The 24,764-nt window shown below is 32.3% G+C and carries 20 protein-coding genes and 2 tRNA genes; 12 read left to right on the plus strand and 10 right to left on the minus strand.

All coding sequences use genetic code 11. The features are described from left to right. Positions 1-90: 90 nt before the first annotated feature. Genes ACSIGE_RS13075 through ACSIGE_RS13110 form a run of 8 tightly spaced genes read right to left on the minus strand, consistent with a single transcriptional unit; the run spans position 91 to position 7,638 of the window. A complete protein-coding gene (locus ACSIGE_RS13075) occupies positions 91-1,155 on the minus strand; it encodes a M20/M25/M40 family metallo-hydrolase (protein WP_440880319.1) in 1,065 nt (354 codons plus the stop codon). Continuing rightward, positions 1,152-1,931 carry an acetylglutamate kinase gene (gene argB, locus ACSIGE_RS13080; RefSeq protein ID WP_440880320.1) on the minus strand — a complete coding sequence of 260 codons (780 nt, stop codon included), beginning with the start codon at positions 1,929-1,931 and terminating at the stop codon, positions 1,152-1,154. Before argB ends, ACSIGE_RS13075 begins: the two co-directional genes overlap by 4 nt. Continuing rightward, a complete protein-coding gene (locus ACSIGE_RS13085; RefSeq protein WP_440880321.1) occupies positions 1,928-2,875 on the minus strand; it encodes an acetylornithine carbamoyltransferase in 948 nt (315 codons plus the stop codon). The genes argB and ACSIGE_RS13085 overlap by 4 nt, the downstream gene beginning before the upstream one ends. 2 nt (positions 2,876-2,877) lie before the next feature. Continuing rightward, positions 2,878-4,023 (minus strand): aspartate aminotransferase family protein, encoded by a 1,146-nt coding sequence (locus tag ACSIGE_RS13090; RefSeq protein WP_440880322.1) that lies wholly within the window; start codon positions 4,021-4,023, stop codon positions 2,878-2,880. Then, a complete protein-coding gene (gene proC, locus ACSIGE_RS13095; protein ID WP_440880323.1) occupies positions 4,020-4,820 on the minus strand; it encodes a pyrroline-5-carboxylate reductase in 801 nt (266 codons plus the stop codon). The genes ACSIGE_RS13090 and proC overlap by 4 nt, the downstream gene beginning before the upstream one ends. Before the next feature lie 41 nt (positions 4,821-4,861). Continuing rightward, positions 4,862-5,839 carry an N-acetyl-gamma-glutamyl-phosphate reductase gene (argC, locus tag ACSIGE_RS13100; protein WP_440880324.1) on the minus strand — a complete coding sequence of 326 codons (978 nt, stop codon included), beginning with the start codon at positions 5,837-5,839 and terminating at the stop codon, positions 4,862-4,864. Positions 5,840-5,862: 23 nt separating this feature from the next. Continuing rightward, positions 5,863-7,047 carry an argininosuccinate synthase gene (locus tag ACSIGE_RS13105; RefSeq protein WP_440880325.1) on the minus strand — a complete coding sequence of 395 codons (1,185 nt, stop codon included), beginning with the start codon at positions 7,045-7,047 and terminating at the stop codon, positions 5,863-5,865. 24 nt (positions 7,048-7,071) lie between these two features. After that, positions 7,072-7,638: a GNAT family N-acetyltransferase gene (locus ACSIGE_RS13110; protein ID WP_440880326.1), complete on the minus strand. Its 567-nt coding sequence runs from the start codon at positions 7,636-7,638 to the stop codon at positions 7,072-7,074. Between the two features lie 891 nt (positions 7,639-8,529). On the opposite strand from ACSIGE_RS13110, the gene ilvE reads away from it, so the two are divergent. The 6 genes from ilvE to ilvA are packed head-to-tail and all read left to right on the plus strand — an operon-like array spanning position 8,530 to position 16,182. Then, a complete protein-coding gene (ilvE, locus tag ACSIGE_RS13115) occupies positions 8,530-9,417 on the plus strand; it encodes a branched-chain-amino-acid transaminase (RefSeq protein ID WP_440880327.1) in 888 nt (295 codons plus the stop codon). A 3-nt stretch (positions 9,418-9,420) separates the two neighbouring features. Beyond that, positions 9,421-11,097 carry a dihydroxy-acid dehydratase gene (gene ilvD / locus ACSIGE_RS13120; protein ID WP_440880328.1) on the plus strand — a complete coding sequence of 559 codons (1,677 nt, stop codon included), beginning with the start codon at positions 9,421-9,423 and terminating at the stop codon, positions 11,095-11,097. A 33-nt stretch (positions 11,098-11,130) separates the two neighbouring features. Continuing rightward, positions 11,131-12,864 (plus strand): biosynthetic-type acetolactate synthase large subunit, encoded by a 1,734-nt coding sequence (gene ilvB, locus ACSIGE_RS13125; protein WP_440880329.1) that lies wholly within the window; start codon positions 11,131-11,133, stop codon positions 12,862-12,864. A 2-nt stretch (positions 12,865-12,866) separates the two neighbouring features. Beyond that, positions 12,867-13,391, plus strand: a complete 525-nt coding sequence (gene ilvN, locus ACSIGE_RS13130) for an acetolactate synthase small subunit (protein WP_440880330.1) — start codon at positions 12,867-12,869, stop codon at positions 13,389-13,391. Positions 13,392-13,417: 26 nt separating this feature from the next. Continuing rightward, positions 13,418-14,914: a ketol-acid reductoisomerase gene (gene ilvC / locus ACSIGE_RS13135; protein ID WP_440880331.1), complete on the plus strand. Its 1,497-nt coding sequence runs from the start codon at positions 13,418-13,420 to the stop codon at positions 14,912-14,914. A gap of 2 nt (positions 14,915-14,916) precedes the next feature. Further along, positions 14,917-16,182, plus strand: a complete 1,266-nt coding sequence (gene ilvA, locus ACSIGE_RS13140) for a threonine ammonia-lyase IlvA (protein WP_440880332.1) — start codon at positions 14,917-14,919, stop codon at positions 16,180-16,182. Positions 16,183-16,540: 358 nt separating this feature from the next. Here ilvA and ACSIGE_RS13145 read toward each other — a convergent pair. Both ACSIGE_RS13145 and ACSIGE_RS13150 read right to left on the minus strand, forming a co-directional pair. Continuing rightward, positions 16,541-16,613 (minus strand) — tRNA-Phe (locus ACSIGE_RS13145). Between the two features lie 37 nt (positions 16,614-16,650). Next, positions 16,651-16,723 (minus strand) — tRNA-Phe (locus ACSIGE_RS13150). Positions 16,724-16,833: 110 nt separating this feature from the next. Between ACSIGE_RS13150 and ACSIGE_RS13155 the strand changes: the two genes are divergently transcribed. The 6 genes from ACSIGE_RS13155 to ACSIGE_RS13180 all read left to right on the plus strand — a co-directional run bounded on the left by ACSIGE_RS13155 (position 16,834) and on the right by ACSIGE_RS13180 (position 24,479). Continuing rightward, entirely contained in the window at positions 16,834-17,565 is a 732-nt protein-coding gene (locus ACSIGE_RS13155) for a type III pantothenate kinase (RefSeq protein WP_440880333.1), read from the plus strand. Continuing rightward, positions 17,558-18,850, plus strand: a complete 1,293-nt coding sequence (locus ACSIGE_RS13160) for a hypothetical protein (protein WP_440880334.1) — start codon at positions 17,558-17,560, stop codon at positions 18,848-18,850. Before ACSIGE_RS13155 ends, ACSIGE_RS13160 begins: the two co-directional genes overlap by 8 nt. A 17-nt stretch (positions 18,851-18,867) precedes the next feature. Then, positions 18,868-20,178, plus strand: a complete 1,311-nt coding sequence (locus ACSIGE_RS13165; protein WP_440880335.1) for a hypothetical protein — start codon at positions 18,868-18,870, stop codon at positions 20,176-20,178. A 7-nt stretch (positions 20,179-20,185) separates the two neighbouring features. Continuing rightward, positions 20,186-20,749 carry an LPS export ABC transporter periplasmic protein LptC gene (gene lptC, locus ACSIGE_RS13170; protein WP_440880336.1) on the plus strand — a complete coding sequence of 188 codons (564 nt, stop codon included), beginning with the start codon at positions 20,186-20,188 and terminating at the stop codon, positions 20,747-20,749. 217 nt (positions 20,750-20,966) lie between these two features. Further along, on the plus strand, positions 20,967-22,256 hold the full coding sequence (locus ACSIGE_RS13175) for a hemolysin family protein (RefSeq protein ID WP_440880337.1): 1,290 nt from the start codon (positions 20,967-20,969) through the stop codon (positions 22,254-22,256). Positions 22,257-22,358: 102 nt separating this feature from the next. Beyond that, complete coding sequence (locus ACSIGE_RS13180; RefSeq protein ID WP_440880338.1) at positions 22,359-24,479, plus strand: peptidylprolyl isomerase; 2,121 nt, start codon at positions 22,359-22,361, stop codon at positions 24,477-24,479. The last annotated feature ends 285 nt before the right edge of the window (positions 24,480-24,764 follow it).

Here is a 24,764-nt window from a genome sequence, read left to right on the forward strand (position 1 = left end):
GTTATTTTAGTAAATGTTGAATAGAAATAATTTAAGCGATTACTCAATGATAACCTTATTATTGATTTGTTTTTACTTTTTGTAATCAATCTATATTAGTACTTTTTCAAGTAATTTTATATACAATTCAATTCCCTCTTTGATTTCATCCAAGAAAATATATTCGTTAGCGCTGTGAGAACGTTTGCTATCTCCAGGTCCAAGTTTTAAAGAAGGGCAATTCAATACTGATTGATCAGATAATGTGGGAGAACCATATGTTTTTCTTCCTAAATTAATGCCAGCCTGAACCAACGGATGGTCTTTTTGTATTGAAGAAGAATTTAAATTCAAACTCCTAGGAGTGATTTTATCACATGGCGCATTTTTTTGCAAAAAATCACTGATTTCTTGGTTGGTATATTTGTCATTAACTCGGACATCGATTACTAATGAAACATTTGCAGGAATGGCATTATGTTGTTTTCCAGCATTAATTTGTGTTACTGTCAATTTAACATCACCTAAGGTTTTGGAAGTTTTTTCAAAACTTATGTTTTGAAACCATTTTAGAGTATTGATAGTATTATAAATAGCATTGTTATTGTTGGGATGTGCTGCATGACTAGGTGTTCCAGTAATTTCAGCGTCAAAAACGACTAATCCTTTTTCAGCAATAGCTAGTTGCATTTGTGTAGGTTCTCCTACTATTGCTACATCGATATGAGGTAGTGTTTTTAGCAAGCTATTCAATCCATTTGGACCGCTGTTTTCTTCTTCGGCAGTTCCAGCGAATATAAGATTATAAGATAGATTATGTTGTTGATAAAAATAGGTGTATGTAGCTAATAATGATACTAAACAGCCTCCTGCATCATTGCTACCCAAACCATATAATTTGCCCTCTTCTATAATAGGTGTAAAGGGGTCTTTAGTGTATCCGTTATTTGGTTTAACTGTATCGTGATGAGAATTTAGTAATAATGTTGGTTTTGATGAATCGAAGTCTTTATGAATAGACCATACATTATTTTTTGTTCTTGTACATGGAATGTTATGGTATTTAAACCAAACTTCTAGTAGCAAGGCGCTTTTTTCTTCCTCTGATGAAAAAGAAGAGACTTCTATTAGGCTTTTTAATAAGTCTATAGCTTTTTGGGTAAGTTCTTGTATCATGATAAATGCAATGATGTATGCTTTTTTTGGCTATTTGTAATCATATCGATAGTTCCAATATTTACTTTAAGTACTTTATTTTTAAGTGCGTGAAAACAGTTGTCCAGTTTAGGAATCATACCGTCAGATATAATTTGTTCTTTTTTGAGTTTTAGATAAGTTTTTAAGTTAATTTTTTCAATTATAGAATCAGATTGATCAACGTTTCTTAGAACTCCATTTTTTTCGAAACAGTAATATAGCTCCGTAACATAGTTCTGTGCTAAAGCAATAGCTACTTCAGAAGCAATTGTGTCAGCATTAGTATTTAATAAATTGCCATTATTATCATGTGTAATTGCACAGAATACAGGTGTAATGTTGTTTTTTAATAATAATTCTATTATTGATGTATTTACTTTAATAACGTCACCAACAAAGCCAAAATCAATAGGTGTTGAAGGTCTTTGAATTGAGGTAATGGTATTAGCATCAGTTCCACTTAAACCTATGGCGTTTAACTTGTTTGATTGAAGTTGAGCTACAATATTTTTATTGATTTTGCCGGCATAAACCATCGTTGCGACATCAAGTGTGTTGGCATCAGTTACTCTTCTACCATCAATCATTTTCACAGGAATTCCGATTTTTTTAGATAGTTCAGATGCTAGTTTTCCTCCACCATGAACTAAAATTTTAGGGGTCTTTATTTCTGAAAAGTTTTTTAAAAAGATATCGAGAGTTTTTTTATTATTTACAATGTTACCGCCTATTTTTATGATTTTTATAGTTTTCACTTTATTTCATTTTTTTGTGTTAAAAGTTTTTTTAAAACTACTTGTGCAGCATAAACTCTATTATTTGCTTGTTCTGTTACTAGAGAGTTCATTCCATCAAGTACAGCGTCTTCTGCTACAATATTTCTGCGAATAGGTAGACAGTGCATGAATTTGGCGTTACCTAAAGTTTTATTAGTTATCATCCAGCTACTATTGCTATGCAGAACTCTACCGTAATTTGAAAAAGAACTCCAATTTTTTGCGTATACAAAGTCAGCATCTTTAAGAGCTTTTTTTTGGTTGTATAAGATAGGTATATCCCCTGTTATATTAGGGTCTAGTTCATATCCAGGAGGGTGCGTGATCATAAAATCAATATTTATTTTTTTTGCTAAATGAATAAAGCTATTTGCGACAGAATGTGGTAGCGCTTTTGGGTGTGGAGCCCATGACAACACTACTTTCGGTCTTTTTTTAGTTTTTTGCTCTTCTAATGTAATGCCATCAGCTAATGCCTGTAAAGGGTGATCTGTAGCGCTTTCCATATTTATAATTGGTACTGTAGCATATTTTTTAAAGCTATTAATAATGATTTCTGAAAGGTCTTTAGTTTTATCAGTTAAGGTAGGAAAAGCCCTGACAGCAATAATATCTGCGTATTGAGATATAACTCTAGCAGCTTCTTTGATGTGTTCAGAAGTATTCAGATTCATTTTAGTACCGTCTTCAAACTCGATATTCCAGGTGTTTGCTATATTTAAAATACTAACTTCCATGCCTAAGTTCTTTGCAGCTTTTTCAGTACTTAATCGTGTACGTAAACTGGCATTAAAAAACAACATGATTAAGGTTTTGTTTTTTCCTAATTCTTTGTATTGAAAAGGATTTCTTTTAAGCTGGATAGCCTTATTAATTATAACATCAAGATTTTGAATGTCATTTAAGTTAGTGTAATGTTGCATCGTTAATTAATTTTTTGTTTTGTACTTATGGTTCTTTTTAGAGCATTAATAAAAACATCAATATGTTTTTTTTGTATTGTTAGTGAAGGAAGTAATCTTAAAAGGTTTGGGTTTTTTGAATTTCCAGTGAAAATATGTTCGTTCAATATCAAAGATTTTCTGATAGAATTTACAGGGAATGAAAACTCTATTCCTAGCATGAGACCTCTACCTTTTATGGAATTTACCTCAGGAATTTCATTCAATTTTTTGATAAAGTATTTTGATGCTGTTTTAACATTAGTCATTAAATCTTCTTTTTGTAAAACATTAATAACAGCTAGTGATGCTGCGCAGGCGAGGTGATTGCCTCCAAAAGTAGTTCCAAGAAGGCCAAAAGAGGCTTCGATTTTTGGATGAATTAAAATACCACCGATAGGAAACCCGTTTCCCATTCCTTTCGCCATAGAAATAATATCAGGCGAAACATTATGCTTTTGATAGGCAAAAAAATCTCCTGTTCTTCCAAACCCTGATTGAATTTCATCCATAATTAGTAAAGTATTGTATTTTTTACTTAATTTCTCCAAGCCCTTATAAAATGAAGTTGAAGCTTCATTTAAACCACCAACACCTTGAATGGTTTCAATGATGATAGCGCATACGTCATTATTCTGTAAGGCTTTTTCTACACCATCTAAGTCCTCAAATTCTAAAAAGATAACTTCTTGTTGCCTATTTATAGGGGCAATTATCTTTGGATTGTCTGTTGCAACTACCGCTGCTGAAGTTCTTCCGTGAAAGGAGTTTTTAAAAGCAATAACTTTCTTTTTTCCAGTATAAAAAGAAGCTAATTTCAAGGCATTTTCATTAGCTTCTGCTCCTGAATTGCATAAAAATAGTTGATAGTCTTTACAGTTAGAAATTGTTGTGATTTCCTTAGCAAGTTTTGATTGTAAAGGATTTTGAATAGAGTTGCTGTAAAAACCAATAGTATTTACTTGATTGGAAATTGCCCTTGTATAGGTTGGATGTGCATGACCAATTGAAATTACAGCATGCCCTCCATACAAATCTAAATATTTTGTATCATTAATATCGTAAATAAAAACGTCTTTCCCTTTAACAGGAGTCACATTAAACAGGGGGTATACATTAAACAAACTCATATTTGTTCTTTTTTTATCGTATTAATTTTATTGAATGAGGCTACCATTCCTTGAATTAAAGCTGCGCTTAAGCCTTTATGTTCCATTTCATTTAGTCCCTCAATAGTACAGCCCTTTGGAGTGGTAACTTTATCTATTTCTTCTTCTGGATGATTTTTAGTTGTTATTAAAAGATTGGCGGCTCCTTCGCAGGTAAACATGGCTAATTCTTGGGCTTCTTTAGCATCAAAACCAAGTTGTATAGCTGCTTGTGTTGTGGCTCGTATTAAACGCATCCAAAAAGCAATTCCACTAGCGCATACTACGGTTGCTGCTTGCATTTGATTTTCAGGGATCACTAAAGTGTTTCCTAATACATTGAAAATTGAAGTAGCTATTTTTACATGTCCGTTGGCATAAGCATTGCTGCAAATGGAGGTCATGGATTTTCCTACAGCAATAGCTGTATTGGGCATAGCTCGAAGAATATTATTGTTTTTACCAATGGTAGCTTCAATTTTCGCTATTGAAAAGCCAGTAATGGTTGAAATTATAATATGTTTATCAGTGAGTATTGGTTTGATATCTAGAAGTATTTTTTCTAGATGCCTTGGTTGAACAGCAAAGATGAGTACTTCTGATTGTTTTACGGCTTCTGCATTGCTAGTACTTAAAAAAACATTTTTATTCTTATTAAATATATCTAATTCGTCTAAATTTCTTTTCGTTAAATAAAGACTTGTGAATGCGTTATTTTGTATTAATCCTTTAGCTATTGACTTGCCTAAGTTTCCTGTTCCTATAATGGCTATTTTCATTGGTATATGTTTAGTTTGATTTTGGTTTATTGTTTTTTTGTTTAGAAATAACTTGCTTTTAACTTTAGTCCAGTTTCTTCTGGTAGATTAAAAAGTAGATTCATATTTTGGATGGCTTGACCGGAAGCTCCTTTTAAAAGATTATCAATCACACTTGTTATTAAAATCTTGTTATCGTGTTTGTGAATATGTATCAGACATTTATTTGTGTTTATAACTTGTTTTAAATGAACTGGCGTTTCAGATACGTGTGTAAAAGGAGTATTTTTATAAAACGAAGTATAAAGTTTTTTAGCTTCCTCGAAACTCCCGTCAAAATCAGTGTATAATGAAACGAAAATTCCTCTTGAAAAATTCCCTCTGTTAGGTAAAAACAGAATATCAGCTTTAATGTTAGATTGTAAGTTTTCTATGGTTTGCCTTATTTCTCCTATATGCTGATGTGTGAAAGGCTTGTAATAAGAAAAATTATTATCTCTCCAAGTAAAATGGGTAGTTGATGACAATGAGGTCCCTGCTCCTGTAGCACCGGTAACTGCGTTAATATGAATATCATTTTTTATTTTTTTTGCATTTGCTATAGGTAATAATGCTAACTGAATAGCTGTAGCAAAGCAACCAGGGTTTGCTATATACTTACTGTTTTTAATAACTTCTTTTTGAAATTCAGGTAATCCATAAACAAATGTTTTGTCTTTGTATATATGATCTTTTTCCAATCTAAAATCATTGCTTAAATCAATGATTTTAGTATTTGAGGAAAAACAAGTTTTAGTTAAAAACTTGTTTGAGTTTCCATGACCTAAACACAAAAACAATAGATCAACGTTTTGATTGATCTCTTTCGTGAATCGAATTTCAGTACTTCCTTCTAGATCTTGATGGATATGTGATATTTTGTTTCCTGCGTTTGATGTACTGTAAACGAAATTAATAACTGCTTCAGGATGTTGTAATAACAATCTAATTAACTCTCCAGCTGTATATCCAGCCCCCCCTATGATTCCTACCTGTATCATGTTTTTAATATTTTTTAAAGGTTTTATGACAGTTGATTTACTTGTTGGTATATTTTATTTTGATTTCCAAAAAGTTTAATAAAACCTTTAGCTTCTTCAGCTGTCCAATCCTTATTTACCTCTCCGTAACTTCCAAATCTTACGTCCATCAGGTCATGAGGAGATTCAATACCATTTAAAGAGAAATGGTAGGGCATTAGAGAAATATAAACATCTCCCGTTACTTTAGACTGACTGCTCTCGAAAAAGGATTCAATATCTCTCATTACTGGATCTAAATATAGTCCCTCATGCAGATGCATTCCGTAAAAATTAGCTAGATATTCTTTGTGTTGCAACTGCCACTTTGTAAGCGTGTGTTTTTCAAGTAGGTGGTGTGCTTTTATTATTATTATTGCAGCAGCAGCTTCAAATCCAACTCTTCCTTTCATTCCAATAATAGTATCTCCTACATGAATATCTCTTCCAATACCATATTTGGAGGCAATTGAATTAAGTTTTTCGATGTTGATGATAGGTTGATTTTTAATACCATTAATTGCGGTTACTTCACCCTTTGCAAAGCTTATTTTTATATTTTGATGTTCAGTTTTCGTAATTTGAGAAGGATAGGCATGTTCGGGTAAAGGCTTTTTTGATGTTAAAGTTTCATCACCACCTATACTAGTTCCCCAAAGGCCTTTATTTACTGAATATTTTGCCTTTTCCCAAGATAGATTAATACCATTAGTTCTTAAATAATCAATTTCTTCTTGTCTAGAAAGTTTTAAATCTCTAATTGGAGTAATAATGTTAATTTCAGGAGCAATGGTTTGAAAAATCATATCAAATCGTACCTGATCATTACCTGCACCTGTGCTACCATGAGCGATATATTTGGCGCCGATCTTTTTTGCATAGGTAATAATTTCAATGGCTTGAATAATTCTTTCGGCACTTACAGAAAGAGGATAGGTGTTATTTTTTAATACATTTCCAAAGACCAAATACTTAACTACTTTTTCGTAGAAATTATTAATAGCATTAATGTTTTTGTAAGTGGAAACACCCATAGTGTAGGCGTTTTTCTCAATTTTCTTAATTTCTTCTTGAGAAAATCCGCCAGTATTTACGCTTACAGCGTGAATTTCATATCCTTGTTTTGCAAGGCTAACAGCACAGTATGAGGTGTCTAACCCTCCACTATATGCAATAACTAATTTTTCCATTTGTAACTGTTTTTTCTAATTTTATTAGGTTATTTCCATTTCTTTTTCTTCCTTATTTTTCAACTGTGTAGTTTTAGGATCGTAGAGCATTCCTGTACATAAGCACATTGTTCTATTGGTTCTTTGTAAGATATCATAATTTACACAGGTTTTACAGCCTTTCCAGAAAGAATTATCATCGGTTAGCTCACTAAATGTAACAGGTTGATAGCCTAGTTCGCTATTCATTTTGATAACTGGTAAACCGGTAGTAATACTGAAAATTTTTGCTTTTGGAAACTTGGTTCTTGATAGTTCAAAAATTTGTTTTTTAATTTGCTTAGCCAATCCAATGCCTCTGTAGGAAGGATGTACAATAAGTCCTGAGTTTGCCACAAATTTTCCATGTTCCCAAGATTCTATGTAACAAAAGCCTGCAAACTTTTCGTTGTCTAAAGCAATTACAGCATTACTTTGTTTTATTTTAGAAATTATGTAATTATGATCGCGCTTAGCAATTCCTGTCCCTCTTTTTTGAGCAGCCTTTTCAATAGTGCTACAAATAATCGAAGCATATGGGCTATGCGATGAATTTGCAATAACAATTTTCATTGGTGTATTTATAATTGAAAATTATTGATTCTTACTTGTTTATTAAATTGATTTTGTTGAGAGAAGAGCCGGACACACCTTAGCTCAATAAATTGAGTATCACCCTTACGGGCGAGGTCGCATTGATAAAGAAGAATAAGTAATGAAGTTATCTAGTATGACAACTTGATTGACTATGATAAAAAGATAAAAAGTTGATTTCAAAATTTGAAAATTAAATTATATAAATACTCAGTGATAAAAAGAAGTGGTTAGCGTAGTGAAAAACACCGCACTAACAAACTGGGTATGATATTATATAATTTGTTTTCTTGCATAAGATTGCAAATTTAGAAAAAATATTTTAATAATTAAAATAAGGAAGTGAAAAATAAGATTCAATTGTAATTTTTAAGAAATAAAATAAAAAATTTTTATTAAGTTAAAAATAATTTGTGTTGTTTGAAAAAAAAAGAGATATTTGCAACATAATGAGTAAAAATATAATAAATATAGTTTCAATTGTCATTATCATTGTGATTATTTCACTTTGTTGATAAGGAGGCGTTTGTTTATAAAAAATATATTGAAAGGCTTCCAAATTTTGGAGGCCTTTTTTAATTAAAGCTAAAATGAGTCAATATTTTAACATTATAAATATCATAATTATCGTCAATATTAACTTGCAGATGGGTTGATACAGATAACTTATGATATTTCAAAAGCCTGTGTCAATTAAAATGATTCAGGCTTTTTTTTGATATATGACCATCATTTATGTTTTTGAGTTAAATTGTTGTTTTTTAGTCTTTTAGGTGTTTTTCTGTATGGCTGAAAATCATTTAAATTATATATGAAAGAATTAAAGTAATGGAATATTAAAATAATTTCGAAAAATTCAAAAAGCAAGGTATGTATTACACAGATGAATCTATAATCTTTTACAATGGAAAGTTCGTTAAGGCGAAAGAGGTTTCTACTAGTACCTATGGTCAAACATTACATTATGGTAATGGTGTTTTTGAGGGTATTCGATCTTACAGTACCTCAATGGGAACAAAAATTTATAAATCAGATCAACATTACGAAAGATTAAAATTTGGTGTTAAGGTCATGGATATTGATTTTGATTATTCTATTCAAGAACTTACGGATATTACCTATAAATTATTAAAATTAAATAATCTGTCGGATGCCTATATAAGGCCTATTGTATTAGCAGGTGAAAATATGGGAGTTTTTTCAGCAAAAGGATCTGATTTGATTATTCAATGTTGGGAGTGGGAAAAGTTAATGGGAGACAGTCTTTTAAGGGTTAAAACCTCAAGGTTTCAGAGACCAAATCCAAAATCATGCTTTGTAGAGGCTAAAGTTACAGGTCACTATATCAATTCTATTTTAGCAAGTAATGAAGTAAAAAAAGCAGGTTTTGACGAGGCTTTACTCTTAGATATGAATAATAATGTAGCTGAGTGCTCGGGTGCTAATATCTTTATGGAAAGAACTGGAGTGATTTATACACCGCCCAAAGGGCATATAATGGCAGGAATAACAAGATCTACTATTATTGATATATGCAAGGAGGAAGGGATTCCTGTGCACGAAAGGCACTTTACTCTTGATGAGTTAAAGCAGGCGGATAATGCTTTTTTTACAGGGACAGCTGCTGAAGTTGTAGGTCTGAAATCAATAGATGAATATGAATTTCCTGTTAAATGGGAAGAGTCTTATGGATATAAATTAATGAAACTATATAAACAAGAAGTGTTAGGACTTCGTGAAAAATGCTTAACAAACTAACAAATGGAGTTAAATAAATTTAGCAAAAGAGTAACTCAAGATGATACCCAACCAGCAGCACAGGCAATGTTACACGCAATTGGGTTAAATAATGAAGATTTAAAAAAGCCATTCATTGGAATCGCAAGTACAGGGTATGAAGGAAACCCTTGTAATATGCATTTAAATGATTTGGCAAAATTAGTAAAGAAGGGAACGAATAACGAAGATTTAGTAGGGTTAATATTCAATACAATTGGAGTTTCAGATGGAATATCAATGGGGACACCAGGAATGCGTTTTTCTTTACCATCAAGAGATGTAATTGCAGATTCAATGGAAACTGTTGTTCAGGCGATGTCTTATGATGGCTTAGTAACAGTGGTAGGCTGTGATAAAAATATGCCAGGTGCATTGATGGCTATGCTGCGTTTAAATAGGCCTTCTGTTTTAGTGTATGGAGGAACTATCGAATCGGGGTGTCATGACGGTAAAAAGCTAGATGTAGTTTCTGCATTTGAGGCATGGGGAGAAAAAGTTGCAGGTAAAATTGATAATAAACAATATCAAAATGTTATTGAAAAAGCTTGTCCAGGAGCAGGAGCATGCGGAGGTATGTATACAGCAAATACCATGGCGTCAGCAATTGAAGCATTAGGGATGAGTTTACCTTATAATTCCTCAAATCCGGCAATAAGCGAGGATAAGAAATCAGAAAGTGTAAGGGCAGGTGAAGCGCTACGGATTTTATTAGAAAAAGATATTAAACCATCTGACATTGTTACTAAAAAATCTCTTGAAAATGCAGTACGATTGGTTACTGTAATGGGAGGTTCTACTAATGCGGTATTACATTTTTTAGCGATAGCAAAAGCAGCAAATGTGAAATTTACACTAGAGGATTTTCAAAGAATTTCAGATACAACCCCTTTTTTAGCAGATTTAAAGCCTAGCGGTAAGTTCTTAATGGAAGATGTTCATCGTGTTGGAGGAATTCCTGCTGTACTTAAGTACTTATTAGAGAAAGATTTACTTCATGGTGATTGTTTGACTGTTACAGGAAAAACATTGGCAGAGAATTTAAAGAGTGTTCCAAGTTTATTAAAAGGACAAGAAGTTATAAAAGCTGTCGAGTCTCCAATAAAAAAGACTGGGCATTTAAGAATGTTATATGGGAATTTAGCCAAAGAAGGGTCTGTAGCAAAGATTACAGGGAAAGAAGGATTGTTTTTTAGAGGAAAAGCTAAGGTGTTTGAGGGGGAGTATGATGCTAATGATGGTATTAGAGATGGTTTGGTTGAGAAAGGTGATGTTGTGGTAATCCGTTATGAGGGACCAAAGGGAGGACCAGGTATGCCAGAAATGTTAAAGCCCACGGCAGCTATTATGGGAGCAGGCTTAGGAAAGGACGTTGCATTGATTACTGATGGTCGTTTTTCGGGAGGAACTCATGGTTTTGTTGTTGGACATATTACACCAGAGGCTCAAGAAGGCGGTGTTATTGCTTTGGTTAAAGATGGTGATATTATCTCTCTTAATGCAGAGGATAATACGATTAATTTAGAGGTTTCAGAAGAGGAGTTAAAGGAGAGAAAAAGTAGATGGGAAGTTCCTCCTTTGAAAGTGAATCGAGGAGTCTTGTATAAATATGCAAAAACAGTTTCATCTGCATCAAAAGGATGTGTAACGGATGAATTTTAGATAAGGAGAATGTTAGTGAAAAAATAAATTAAGATGGCAACAAAAACACAAGAAAAGATGCAAGACACTACAAAGGTAAAAGAGACTATTACCGGAGCTGAGGCAGTTATAAAATCTTTGTTGGCAGAAGGAGTGGAAGTTCTTTATGGTTATCCGGGTGGAGCAATTATGCCTGTTTATGATGAGTTTTATAAGTATCAAGATAAAATACATCACGTCTTAACTCGTCATGAGCAAGGCGCTACACATGCTGCTCAAGGTTATGCACGAGCTTCAGGTAAGGTCGGAGTAGCTATTGCTACATCAGGACCAGGAGCAACAAATTTGATTACGGGAATAGCAGATGCTCAAATTGATTCAACACCAATGGTTTGCATAACTGGTCAAGTGGCTGAACATTTATTGGGAACTGATGCTTTTCAGGAAACTGATATCGTTGGTATTTCTACGCCAGTAACAAAATGGAATTATCAAATAACAAAAGCTTCTGAAATTCCGGAAATAATGGCAAAAGCATTTTATATTGCCAAATCTGGGAGACCAGGTCCTGTATTAGTTGATATTACAAAAAATGCGCAATTTGAAGAATTTGAATTCGATTACAAATTATGTACTTCTGTTAGAAGTTATGTGCCTAAGACAGTTGTTGTAGAAGAGTCACTAAAGGAAGCGGCATCTTTAATTAATACAGCAAAAAAACCAATGGTTGTATTTGGGCAAGGGGTTATTTTAGGTGAAGCTGAGGAAGAGTTTAAAGATTTCATTGAAAAGGCAGGTTTGCCATCTGCTTGGACAATTTTAGGGTTGTCTGCTTTACCTACCTCTCATAAATTAAATGTGGGTATGGTTGGAATGCATGGTAATTATGGACCAAATGTATTAACGAATGAATGCGATGTCTTAATAGCTGTAGGAATGCGTTTTGATGATCGTGTAACGGGGGATTTAAGTAGATACGCTAAACAAGCTAAAATAATTCATTTTGAGATAGATCCTGCTGAAATTGATAAAAATGTGAAAACTGACGTTGCTGTTCTAGGAGATGCAAAGGAAAGTTTGTTGCAAATTATGCCATTTATTAATTCAAATTCTCATGAGGAATGGTTGAAAGAGTTTAGGAATCATGATAAGGTCGAGTTTGACAAGGTTATCAAAGATGTTTTATACCCAGAAAAAGACGGTTTAACCATGGGAGAGGTTATGAAAGAGATAAATAACGCTTCTGGGGGCAATGCGATTATCGTATCTGATGTCGGGCAACATCAAATGTTTGCTTGTAGATATGCTGAGTTTAATCAATCTAAGAGTAATATTACATCAGGAGGTTTAGGAACGATGGGGTTTGCTTTACCGGCAGCAATAGGAGCAAAAATGGGAGCGCCAGAAAGAGAAGTTGTTGCTGTTATAGGTGATGGAGGGTATCAAATGACGATACAAGAGTTAGGTACTATCTTACAGACAAGAGCGGCAGTGAAAATTGTAGTGCTAAATAATGAGTTTTTAGGAATGGTACGTCAATGGCAACAATTATTTTTTGATAAACGGTATGCGTCAACAGAAATGGTTAATCCTGATTTTATAACTATAGCGAAAGGATATCAAATAGAGGCTACCAAGGTTACTAAAAGAGAAAATTTGAAAGCAGCAGTTAAGGAGATGATGCAATCAAAAGAAGCATACTTTTTAGAGGTCTGTGTCGAAAAAGAAGATAATGTATTTCCAATGATACCAACAGGTTCATCTGTTTCAGAAATAAGATTAGAATAATTATGGAAAATAAGCAAACGTATACTATATCAATCTATACAGAAAATAATGTAGGGTTGTTAAATAGAATTTCTTCAATATTTCAAAGAAGACATATTAACATTGAGAGTGTAAATGTTTCTAAGTCAGAGATTAAAAGTGTTTCAAGGTTTACTTTACTGGTAAAGCTAACTGAAGATCAAGTAAAGAAGATAATCGGTCAAATTGAAAAGCAAGTAGAGGTCATAAAGGCTTATTATCATAATGATGATGAAACCATTTATCAAGAATCTTGCCTTTTTAAATTACGTACAGATTTGTTAACAAGTAACGATGAAATTCAAAAAGTTATTAACGGAAGCAAATCAAAAGTAATTAATATAAATAAAGAGTTTTTTGTTCTCGAAAAATCAGGATCTAAAGAGGAGGTAGAAGAACTCTATCATATATTAGATAAGCATGGAATAATGCAATTTGTTAGATCGGGAAGAATAGCAATAACAAAAACAGCAATGCCAGTTTCTAAAATGTTAAAAACATGGCAATAATAACCAACATTAACTATATATAAAAAATGAAAAATTATTTTAATCAATTGTCATTAAGAGAGCAACTGGCTCAACTAGGAAAGTGCAGATTCATGAAGTCTTCTGAATTTGAAGGTGGAATAAATGCTTTGAAAGGGGCAAAAGTGGTGATTGTTGGATGTGGGGCGCAAGGTCTGAATCAAGGGCTAAACATGAGGGATTCTGGTCTTAATGTTTCTTACTCGTTGCGTGAATCGGCTATTAAAGAAAAACGTCAATCTTATAAAAATGCAATTGATAATGGGTTTGAAGTCGGAACTTATGATGAGCTAATTCCAACAGCAGATTTGGTGTGTAATTTAACCCCAGATAAACAACATACAAAAGTTGTAAATGAAGTGATGCCTTTAATGAAAGAAGGTTCAACACTAGCTTATTCTCATGGCTTTAATGTGGTTGAGGAAGGGATGCAGGTAAGAAAAGATATAACGGTAATAATGGTGGCTCCTAAATGCCCAGGCTCAGAAGTTAGAGAAGAATATAAGAGAGGTTTTGGTGTGCCTACACTAATAGCTGTACACCCAGAAAATGATCCGAAGAGTAAAGGTTTAGAAGAGGCCAAGGCTTATGCCTATGCAACTGGAGGGCATAGAGCTGGGGTTTTAGAGTCTTCTTTTGTTGCTGAGGTAAAATCAGATTTAATGGGAGAACAAACAATTCTTTGTGGTGTTTTGCAAACAGGTTCTATATTATCTTTCAATAAAATGGTAGAAGAAGGAATAGAGCCTTCATATGCATCAAAATTGATACAGTATGGGTGGGAAACTATAACAGAAGCTTTAAAACATGGTGGTATTACCAATATGATGGATAGGTTATCAAATCCTGCAAAAATTAAAGCGTTTGATTTGTCAGAAGAATTAAAAGTTATTATGCGTCCATTGTTTCAAAAACATATGGATGATATTATGTCTGGTCATTTTTCTAAAACAATGATGGAGGATTGGGCAAATGAAGATAAAAATTTGTTGAATTGGAGGGCAGAAACGGGTGAAACAGCTTTTGAAAAAACGGCTCCAATAAGTAAAGAAATTTCTGAGCAAGAATATTTTGACCATGGTGTGTTATTGGTAGCTTTCGTTAGAGCGGGTGTTGAATTAGCTTTTGAAACGATGACTGATGCCGGAATTATTGAAGCCTCTGCTTATTATGAATCACTTCATGAAACTCCCCTCATAGCGAATACTATTGCAAGAAAGAAATTGTTTGAAATGAATCGAATCATCTCTGATACAGCTGAGTATGGATGTTATTTGTTTGATCATGCTTGTAGACCTTTATTGGAAGATTTTATGAAAGGAATATCAACGAATGTTATCGGAAGGTCATTTAGTGATTCAAATGAAGTTGATAATCAGAGGTTAATTGTAGTTAATGATGTTATCAGAAACCACCCTGTAGAAGAAGCAGGAAAAGTTTTACGTACCGCCATGACCGCTATGAAATCACTAAAAACAGAGGTGGATAAACCTGTTCTGGCATAATAATGAATATAGAAAGTAAAACGTACTACCCGAAGTTAAAGGATATACAGAAAGCAGCTATCACCTTGAAAGAGGTGGTTGCTGTTACCCCTTTGTTTCCGAATCATACTTGTTCTGTAGAATATGAAGCAAATATTTTATTAAAGAGAGAAGATTTACAACAGGTTAGGTCTTATAAAATAAGGGGGGCATACAATAAAATAAATTCCCTGTCTAAACAAGAGTTATCAAATGGTATCGTATGTGCTAGTGCCGGAAATCATGCGCAAGGAGTAGCTTTAGCGTGCAGTAAGAAGAAAATTTATGGAACAATTTTTATGCCAGCACCTACACCAAAACAAAAAGTTGAACAGGTTAAAATGTTTGGAGGTGAATTTGTTGATATACAGTTGTCTGGAGATACTTTTGACGATGCGTACAATGCAGCAAAATATGTTAGTGATAGTTTGGGGAAAACATTTGTACATCCATTTAATGATAAAAAGATAATTGAAGGGCAGGGAACGGTAGGTCTTGAGATTATTGACCAATTTGAAAAATTCATAGATTATGTGTTTGTTCCAGTTGGAGGAGGGGGGCTTGCTTCAGGACTTTCTTCAGTATTCAAAATAATGTCGCCAGGCACTAAAGTAATTGGTGTGGAGCCAGAAGGAGCACCTTCTATGAAAACTGCTATAGGAAAAGGTAAAAATATAAAATTACCTAGTATAGATAAATTTGTAGATGGGGCTGCTGTACAACAGGTAGGAGACCTTACGTATGAAATTTGTAAAAAGAATTTGGCTGATATGATTACTGTTCCAGAAGGAAAGGTGTGTCAAACGATTTTAGACATGTATAATAAAGATGCTATTGTAGTTGAGCCGGCTGGAGCTTTGACATTGGCGGCATTAGATCAGTATCGAGATAAAATTAAAGGTAAAAATGTAGTTTGCTTGATAAGTGGTAGTAATAATGACATCACACGTACCGCTGAAATTAAAGAGCGGGCTTTATTATTTAAAGGGTTGAAACACTATTTCATAATAAGATTTCCCCAAAGGGCAGGGGCTCTAAAGGAGTTTGTAATGGATGTTTTAGGGGAAAATGATGATATAACTTTTTTTGAGTATTCTAAAAAAACAAATAGAGAAAATGGTCCTGCTGTTGTTGGGGTTGAGCTGGAAAAAATAGAAGATTTAAATCCTCTAATAGAAAGAATGAAAAAACGAAACTTTTATGGAGAATATTTAAACGATAAGCCAAATTTGTTTGAATTTTTAATTTAAAAATTAAAGATTAATCTTTAATTTATAGTGCTTAGAAGCGGGGAGTCGATTTTTTTGTAAAAGAGTTTTAAATAAATAAAAACAGATACATTATTACTTGTTTAATAAGTTTTAGAAAGAACTAACTTATTATTGTTTTTAGATGATATATGGTATCTGGTAATTTCTTTGAAGCGCGGAAAGAGAGAAAAGTAGATATCTTGTGTAATTTTATGTTTTCTGAGAAACTTTTATAAAAGGTTAATATATGGGCGTGTTTCCGAGTTGCTTGCAATTTTTTAAATCTCAACTTTTTTGAAAATGATCAGTTTTATATTTAAAAAAGCAAAAAGCCTAAACAAAGTGTTTAGGCTCTATGTGGTGCCTCCAGGAATCGAACCAGGGACACAAGGATTTTCAGTCCTTTGCTCTACCAACTGAGCTAAGGCACCATTTCGCTTAACGAAGTAGCTTTTAATTCTTACTGAGTGGTGCCTCCAGGAATCGAACCAGGGACACAAGGATTTTCAGTCCTTTGCTCTACCAACTGAGCTAAGGCACCAGTAAGCAACATTCGCTAAGCGGATGCAAATATACAAGGGTTTTTTAATTTACCAAAAGAAAAGAAATAAAAAAAGTATAGTAATTTTGAAACCTTATAAAAATTAAACAATGGACTTAGTTATTGATTCAGGAAATACTAGAGTTAAGGCAGCTGTATTTGAGAGAGGTAGGATTGTTGAACTTATTGTTTTTTCAAAAAATGAAATTTTTGAAAAATTAAAAAAAATTAAAGAAAAATTTAAGGTGGTAAATAGTGTTATTTCATCAGTAGCTGACTTTACTGATGAAGAAAGAGAGCATTTAGACGAACTATTAACCCCCTTATTTTTAAATTCAGAAACAAAAATTCCATTTATTAATAGGTACGAGACACCAAAAACTTTAGGCGTAGACAGAATTGCATTAGCAGCAGCAGCAGCAGATCAATATCCCGGTAAAAATGTACTTGTTATTGACGCAGGTACCTGTATTACTTATGAATTTATAACTAAAAGTAAAGAATATCTTGGAGGAGGAATTTCTCCAGGAATTGAAATGAGATACAAAGCATTAAATAAATTTACTTCAAAATTACCTTTACAAAAAGCATTTCAATTTGAAGGTCTTATAGGGGCAAATACCAGTGATTCAATTCATTCAGGTGTAGTTAATGGAGTATTTAATGAAATAAAAGGACTTATTTATGAATATAAAAGAAAATTCGAAGATTTAACAGTAGTTTTAACAGGAGGGGATACAAAATTCTTGGAAGAACAATTAAAAAGTGTCATATTTGCCCAACCAAATTTTGTTTTGGAAGGATTATACACTATTTTGATTTATAATTTAGCGAATGGTTAAGAGGTTTATATTTGGAATATTATTATTAGTAACAACTACAAGATTAGAAGCACAACGCAGCAACATATCACCATATTCTTATTTCGGAATCGGAGAAAGCTTTGGACAATTAACGGTGGAGCAGTCTTCTATGGGGGGCATTGGCGTTGCTATGAAAGATATCAATCATTTAAATTTTACAAATCCAGCTGCAATTGCTGATTTAAAAATAACTACTTACTCTTTGGGAGGAGAGGCAAGATTTTTAACCTTGAAGGAGTCAAATGCGATGACTTCAGGAAATTCAATAAACTTAAGTTATATTGCCTTAGGTATTCCGTTGGGGAATAAAATGGGGTTAACTTTCGGTTTACAGCCTTTTTCAAAGATGGGATATGCTCTTTTAAACAGAGAATACCTAGGAGATGAACTGCAAGAAGTTTCTCGATTTAGTGGAAGCGGAGGAACAAATAGGTTGTATGCTGGCTTTGGGGCCTATTTGATTAAAGGATTTTCTTTAGGAATAGAAGCTGGTTTTGTGTTTGGGAGTATAGAGAATAATATTTACAATCAAAAATATAATGTTTCTTTAGGTACAAAGCATGAGAGAGAATTAAACATTAGAGGCGGAGAAATTAAGCTAGGTGCTCAATATGAAACAGAATTAAAAAATAATCTAAAACTTACTACTGGAGCGACATTAGCTATGAATACGAATTTATCAGCCACTGGCTCTGAAAGATTATATTCACTTTCTTTATCGAATAATGGTTTAGAGATAGGTAAAGATACTTTATATTCAAAATCAATATCAGGAAATATTAAAATGCCTCTTAGGGCTATATTTGGAGTGGGTCTAGGAAAAAAAGATAAATGGTATGCTGAATTGAGTCAAGAATTCAGAGAAGAATGGTCAACATCGAACCAAATAAACCTATCATCTGGTCGATATCAATATGAAAGTGGAAGAAAACTTTCTTTTGGAGGGTATTATATTCCTAAAATTAACTCTATATCTAGTTACTGGGACAGAGTAACTTATAGAGCTGGTGTTCGGTTTGAGAAATTAGGTTTACTTGTAGATGGACTAGGAACGGGGAAATCCTTAACCTCAATAAATGATTATGGCATAAATTTTGGATTAGGATTACCATTACCAAAATTATTGTCTAGTGTAAACCTTGGATTCGAATATGGTCAGAGAGGAACAATTGATAATAATTTAATCAAGGAGAACTACTATAACATTAAATTGAGTTTATCTCTTAACAGTTTAAGTTGGTTCATTAAAAGGAAGATAGATTAATATAAAACTGATAAATGATGAAAAAAATTACGTATTTACTAACAGGAGTATTTTTGTTCGTAGCCGTAAATGGAGTGAAAGCACAAGCGAGTCAAGAATGTAATATTAAATATAACCTTTTCAAAGGGGATGTTACAAATAAAAAATATAATGGAGCTAAACCACACTTGGAGTATTTATTAACAAATTGTCCTTCACTATCAGTAAATATATATAAATATGGAGATAAGGTTGCTGAAAATAGTGGAGATCATGCATTAGCAAAAAGAATTTATGAAGGAAGATTAAAACACTTTCCAAAGAAAAATCCTGCAAAGGTTCATGGAGATTATGCAAATTATCTTTACAAAAATAAATTGGCAGGAGAAGATGAGATTTTTGTAATCCTTGATAAGGCCTTTAAGCTTGGGGCAAAAAATATGGGAGTTAAGAATATTCTTAGATATTTTGAACTCGTAACAGATAAATATAAAGATTCTGACCCTCAAAAAGTTTTTGATACATATGATGATGCTGTTGAATCAGTTCAGGAAAAATTAGACGATTACAGTAAAAGGTTAGCTATATTGGTGCCAAAAGAAGATGCTGGTACGCTAACTTCGAAAGAAAAAAGAAAACTAAAAGCTGCAAGAATTAATTCAACATCTCTGGGGCAAGTTGAAGGAGGTTTGGATGGTAAAATTTCTGAAATAGCAACTTGTGAGAGATTGATTCCAATTTATACAAGAGATTTTGATAGTAAAAAGACAGATGGAGTTTGGCTAAGAAGAGCCGTATCTCGTATGTATAATAAAGGATGTCAAGACGATCCGCTTTTTGAAAAGTTAGCAGTGGCTTATGCAGATGTAACCCAGTCTGCAGATGCATTTAATTTCGTGGCAGGGGTTTTAGACAAAAATGGAGATAAGAAAGCTGCTTTAGATATGAGAAAAAAGGCTTTCGATCTAGAAACTGACCCAATAAAAAAGGCTAAATTAAAATTAAGAGAAGCCCAAGGTACTTATGGTACTAGAGCTAGATCATTAGCACGTGAAGCATTAAAATATAATCCTAATTACGGTAAAGCATATTTATATATAGCTAGTTTGTATGCTAAATCTGCTAATTCTTGTGGTAGTGATGTTTTTGAAAAAAGAATGGTATACGTTGCTGCTTTAAACAAAGCACAAAAAGCACAAAAAGTAGATCCTGGTTGTGGAGCTGCTAGATATGTAAGGAATTACCGAGCAAATATGCCGACTAAAAAATTAATTTTTCAAAAAGGAGTAGCTTCAGGTTCATCTCATAAAATTGGTTGTTGGATTGGAGAAACAGTACGAGTTCCATAAAAAAAATATGAAAAAAATAATGAAAATATTTATGAAAAACATTGCTATCATTGGTTTGATAGCAATGTTTTTTTCATGTACAAATACAAAAAAAGAAGTTCAAGACTTTCTTGCTGATAAAAATCTACCGATTGCAATTGGAAAAAATATTTATCATGTTTATAAAGATTCGGGTAAAATAACTTCAAAATTAGTTACCCCAATATTACATGATTTTACGAATAGAAAAGAGCATCCTTACAATGAATTCCCGAATGGGATTAAAATTATCACCTACGAAAACAAAGGAAAAGATTCAATAACCATAACAGGTGATTATGCATTAACATATAATAAGACTAGAATTTCCGAAATTAAAGAAAACGTTGTAATTTTAAATCATAATGAAAAATCGAAGCTTGAAACAAATCAGTTATTCTGGGATCAAGAAGAAAAATATTTTTTTACGGAAGACGGTTTTAGATTAACAACTACTACCGATACTATTAATGGCTATGGTTTTGAATCTAAACAAGATTTGACAAAATGGATTGCTAAAGATATCACTGGTCAGATACTTACGAAAGAGTAATAATAAAGAATGATGAATAGACTTTGGAAATATTTACAGTTTGGTTACTTAGTAGTAGCTATTATTTTTTTTGTAGAGGGGTTGTTTAAACTTAAAACAGAACTTAATGAAGCACTCATAATGTTTGGTTTTGCGATATTTATTACACTTATATTTATATTTAAAAGACGTTTTAGAAAGAAAATAATTGATAGAAATAAACTTAATTAACTTTTTTATGGAGTTTAAGGTGGTAGTCATTCTTCTTTCTGTATTATTTTCAGCTTTTTTCTCAGGTATGGAGATAGCTTTCGTGTCAGCAAACAAACTTCATATTGAATTAGAAAAGAAGCGAGATGGTTTTTTATCTAAAATTTTATCGAAATTAACGGAAAAATCTTCTAAATTTATTACTACTATGTTGGTAGGTAATAATGTAGCTTTAGTTATCTATAGTTATTATATGGGAGAGCTTTTAATAATTTGGTTTCAGTTCTTTTTACCAACTGAAAATGTTATTGTAAATAATCTATTAGTGGAAGCAAAGTTACTTACTCAAACATTTATTTCAACTTTAGTTATTTTAGTAACAGCAGAGTTTTTACCTAAAACTATTTTTAGATTATATGCTAATGAAACTTTAAAAATTTTTGCAATACCTGCTTATATTTTTTATTATATTTTTTTCATCCCTACATGGTTCATAACAAAAATTTCTAATTTATTGTTACAAGTTTTTTTTAAGTCTAAGGAAGATTCGAGTCAAAAAGAATTTAGTAAGGAAGAGCTTGGAAATTATATTTCTGAACAGTTAGATGGAGGAATGAATGAGGAAGAGTTAGATTCTGAAATTCATATATTTCAAAATGCACTTGAGTTTCATAAGGTTAAAGCACGAGAAATTATGGTGCCTAGGATTGAAGTAGTAGCTGTAGATATTCATAGTTCAGTTGTTAGTTTAAGGCAATTATTCATTGAAACAGGTCTTTCTAAAATAATAGTTTACAAAAATTCGCTAGATGAAATTTTAGGTTATGTGAATGCATTTGAGTTGTTTAAAAAACCACGTACTATAAAGTCTATTTTATTACCTGTTGAGTTTGTGCCAGAATCTATGGTGAGTAATGATATATTGAATTCATTAATAAAAAAAAGAAAGAGCATTGCAGTTGTTGTAGATGAGTATGGCGGTACTTCAGGAATTATTACTATTGAAGACATTGTAGAAGAACTATTTGGTGAAATTGAAGATGAGCATGATACGATAGAGTTAATAGAAGAAAAAATTGATAGTAAGATCTATCATTTTTCAGCTAGGCTTGATGTGGATTATTTAAATGAAGAATATGGTTTAAATATCCCAGAAGAGGATGCTTATGAAACTCTGGGTGGATTCATAATATACCACACTGAAAATATTCCACATAAAGACGAAATATTAAGAGTATGTAACTTTGAAATTAAAATTTTAAAAGTAAGTGCTTCTAAAATTGAACTTATAAGTTTAGAAGTAATTGAGAATGATTAAGTGTTTATTATCATAGAAGCTACTCTAAAACAGCTAAAAAAACATTGCATTATTAAATGTGATATTGTATTTTCGCACTCAGTTAATTAAATAAAATGACGTATGGCAATTTTATCGAAGATTAGAGAGCGTTCAATGTTCTTGATACTTGTTGTGGGATTAGCATTGTTTGCTTTTGTTTTAGATCCTTCAACTATTTCAGATTTTTTCAATTCAACTAAGGTAAACGATATAGGGTCTGTAAATGGAGAATCAATATCTCGTCAAGAGTTTGCAGAGGCTTTAGACGCTTATAAACAAAATTCTGGAGGTAGAGTATCTGAAATGCAAGCAGCAAAAAATGTTTGGAATAATTTATTACGTCAAAAAATTTACGAAGGACAGTTAGAGAATGCAGGGATAACTGTTGGTGAAGCTGACATTATGAAAGCTTTAATTGAATCTTCAGGTGTTCAAAACCAAGAAAGGTTTAAAACTGAAGGTATTTTTGATAAGACCAAATTTACAGAGTTTCTTGCTACCATAAAAGATGCTAATTCCGATGAATGGAGAGCTTGGCAGAATTATATGGGGTCGTTAAAAGCTAACTTAGAAAAAACTACTTACGATAAATTAGTGTCATCTGGTTTAGGAGCTTCTTTGAAGGAAGGAGAGAATAATTATTTAGCAGAAAACACCAAGTTATCTGCAAAATATGTTTATTTACCATACACTTCCATAGCTGATAGTTTGATTACAATTACAAAAAAGGATATTAAAAATTATATAGATTCTAATGAATCAAACTTTAAAGTTGACGCATCGAGAGATATTAAATTGGTTAAGTTTAACATAGCACCTACAGCAGAGGATGAAAGTCGAATTGAAAAATCTGTGGGAGAGTTGATTGGAGATACTGAAAAAAATGGAATTATAGCTAAAGGACTAAAGAACACAACTGATTACGTAGAGTTCTTTGATGAGAATGATTCTGATATTGTTTTTGATGATAAAATTTTGTTTAAGGTACAAGTTCCTCAGGTAATAGCAGATAAGTTATTCGAAGGAGAACAAGGAGAAGTTTTTGGACCTTATAAAGATGAAAATTACTTCAAATTAACTAAAATTACGAAAGTAACCCAATTGCCTGATTCTGCTAAAGCGCGCCATATTTTAGTTCCTTTCGTAGGCGTTTCAAGTGCTGATCCAACAGTAAAGAGAACAGAAGAAGAAGCAAAGGTTTTGGCTGACAGTTTAATGAATGAAGTGAAAAAAAATCCAACTAAATTTGCCGATTTAGCGAAAGAGTTATCTTCAGACAAAGGATCTTCAACTAATGGAGGTTTGTATGAATGGTTTGGTTATAATAGAATGGTGCCTGAATTTAGAGATTTCGTCTTCGAAGGAAAGAAAAATGATGTAGGTGTTGTAAAAACAGCATTTGGGTTCCATGTAATCAGAATAGAAGATCAAAAAAACTTTCAAAGAGCATTAAAATTAGCAACTTACGGAAAAGAGATTATTGCTTCAGAAGCAACAGAAAATGCAATTTATCAAAAAGCAGAATTGTTTGCACAAGATTTAACAAACGGCAAAAATTATGATGAATTAGTAAAAGAGAAAGATTTATCATCTCAACCAGCAGTCGGACTAAAGGCTTTAGACGATAATGTACCAGGATTAGGAAGTGAAAGAGAGGTTGTAAGATGGGCGTTCGATAAAGATATACAAAAAGGCGATTTCAAGAGGTTTGATGTAAATGGTGGATATGCTGTTGTTATTTTAACAAATAAAACTGAAAAAGGATTGATGTCCGTTGAAAAGGCTACTTCTACAGTTCGTCCTATATTAGCAAATCAAAAGAAAGCCAAATTATTAATCGAAAAAATGGTTGGAAGTACTTTAGAAGAAATAGCAAAAAGTACAGGAGAATCTATTCGAAATGCTAGTAAAGTTAGTTTAAAATCTTCTACGATTTCAGGTATTGGATATGAACCAAAAATATTAGGAGCTATGCTTAACGCTAAAGAATCTGAATTATATAAAAATGTAATTGGAAATAGAGGTGTATTTAGCTTTTCAGTGGACTCGAAGGAATTACCTACAGTCTTACCAAATTATGATACTTATAGAAAAAGACTGGCTAACGATCGTAAAAATAAGTCTTACCAGATTTTCGAAGCAATTAAAAAAGCTTCTGAAATAGAAGATAATGTAGGGAGTTTTTACGGAATTGAACAGTAGTTAATAAAAGAAGTACATTCAAATAAAATAAAAAAGCTCAAAATATATTATTTTGAGCTTTTATATATATATTGTTTTATTAGGTTTTGAGTCTACTATATTATTTGTTATTTTAAACAAATATTAATTTATAAATACAATTGAATTAAATGTTCTTAATAAATATTGCTGATATTCAATGAGATATAAATTGCGAATACTCCTATTTAAATAAATGCTTGATCACAACGAAATAGCTGTTTTAATTTTGAAATTAGCAAAAACCTCTTTTTAAAGTAAACTGAT

This window comes from Tenacibaculum profundi (assembly GCF_052050075.1).
Taxonomy (GTDB): Bacteria; Bacteroidota; Bacteroidia; order Flavobacteriales; family Flavobacteriaceae; genus Polaribacter.

Coding starts and splice junctions, on each gene's coding strand:
- ACSIGE_RS13090 (WP_440880322.1), bottom strand. CDS start 4,023: ATGAGTTTGTTTAATGTATACCCCCTGTTTAATGTGACTCCTGTTAAA.
- ilvD (WP_440880328.1), top strand. CDS start 9,421: ATGGAGTTAAATAAATTTAGCAAAAGAGTAACTCAAGATGATACCCAA.
- ACSIGE_RS13085 (WP_440880321.1), bottom strand. CDS start 2,875: ATGCAACATTACACTAACTTAAATGACATTCAAAATCTTGATGTTATA.
- ACSIGE_RS13165 (WP_440880335.1), top strand. CDS start 18,868: ATGAAAAAAATTACGTATTTACTAACAGGAGTATTTTTGTTCGTAGCC.
- ilvA (WP_440880332.1), top strand. CDS start 14,917: ATGAATATAGAAAGTAAAACGTACTACCCGAAGTTAAAGGATATACAG.
- ACSIGE_RS13160 (WP_440880334.1), top strand. CDS start 17,558: ATGGTTAAGAGGTTTATATTTGGAATATTATTATTAGTAACAACTACA.
- ilvB (WP_440880329.1), top strand. CDS start 11,131: ATGGCAACAAAAACACAAGAAAAGATGCAAGACACTACAAAGGTAAAA.
- ACSIGE_RS13105 (WP_440880325.1), bottom strand. CDS start 7,047: ATGGAAAAATTAGTTATTGCATATAGTGGAGGGTTAGACACCTCATAC.
- ACSIGE_RS13155 (WP_440880333.1), top strand. CDS start 16,834: ATGGACTTAGTTATTGATTCAGGAAATACTAGAGTTAAGGCAGCTGTA.
- ilvE (WP_440880327.1), top strand. CDS start 8,530: ATGTATTACACAGATGAATCTATAATCTTTTACAATGGAAAGTTCGTT.
- ilvC (WP_440880331.1), top strand. CDS start 13,418: ATGAAAAATTATTTTAATCAATTGTCATTAAGAGAGCAACTGGCTCAA.
- ACSIGE_RS13075 (WP_440880319.1), bottom strand. CDS start 1,155: ATGATACAAGAACTTACCCAAAAAGCTATAGACTTATTAAAAAGCCTA.
- ACSIGE_RS13110 (WP_440880326.1), bottom strand. CDS start 7,638: ATGAAAATTGTTATTGCAAATTCATCGCATAGCCCATATGCTTCGATT.
- proC (WP_440880323.1), bottom strand. CDS start 4,820: ATGAAAATAGCCATTATAGGAACAGGAAACTTAGGCAAGTCAATAGCT.
- lptC (WP_440880336.1), top strand. CDS start 20,186: ATGAAAAAAATAATGAAAATATTTATGAAAAACATTGCTATCATTGGT.
- argC (WP_440880324.1), bottom strand. CDS start 5,839: ATGATACAGGTAGGAATCATAGGGGGGGCTGGATATACAGCTGGAGAG.
- ACSIGE_RS13180 (WP_440880338.1), top strand. CDS start 22,359: ATGGCAATTTTATCGAAGATTAGAGAGCGTTCAATGTTCTTGATACTT.
- ilvN (WP_440880330.1), top strand. CDS start 12,867: ATGGAAAATAAGCAAACGTATACTATATCAATCTATACAGAAAATAAT.
- ACSIGE_RS13175 (WP_440880337.1), top strand. CDS start 20,967: ATGGAGTTTAAGGTGGTAGTCATTCTTCTTTCTGTATTATTTTCAGCT.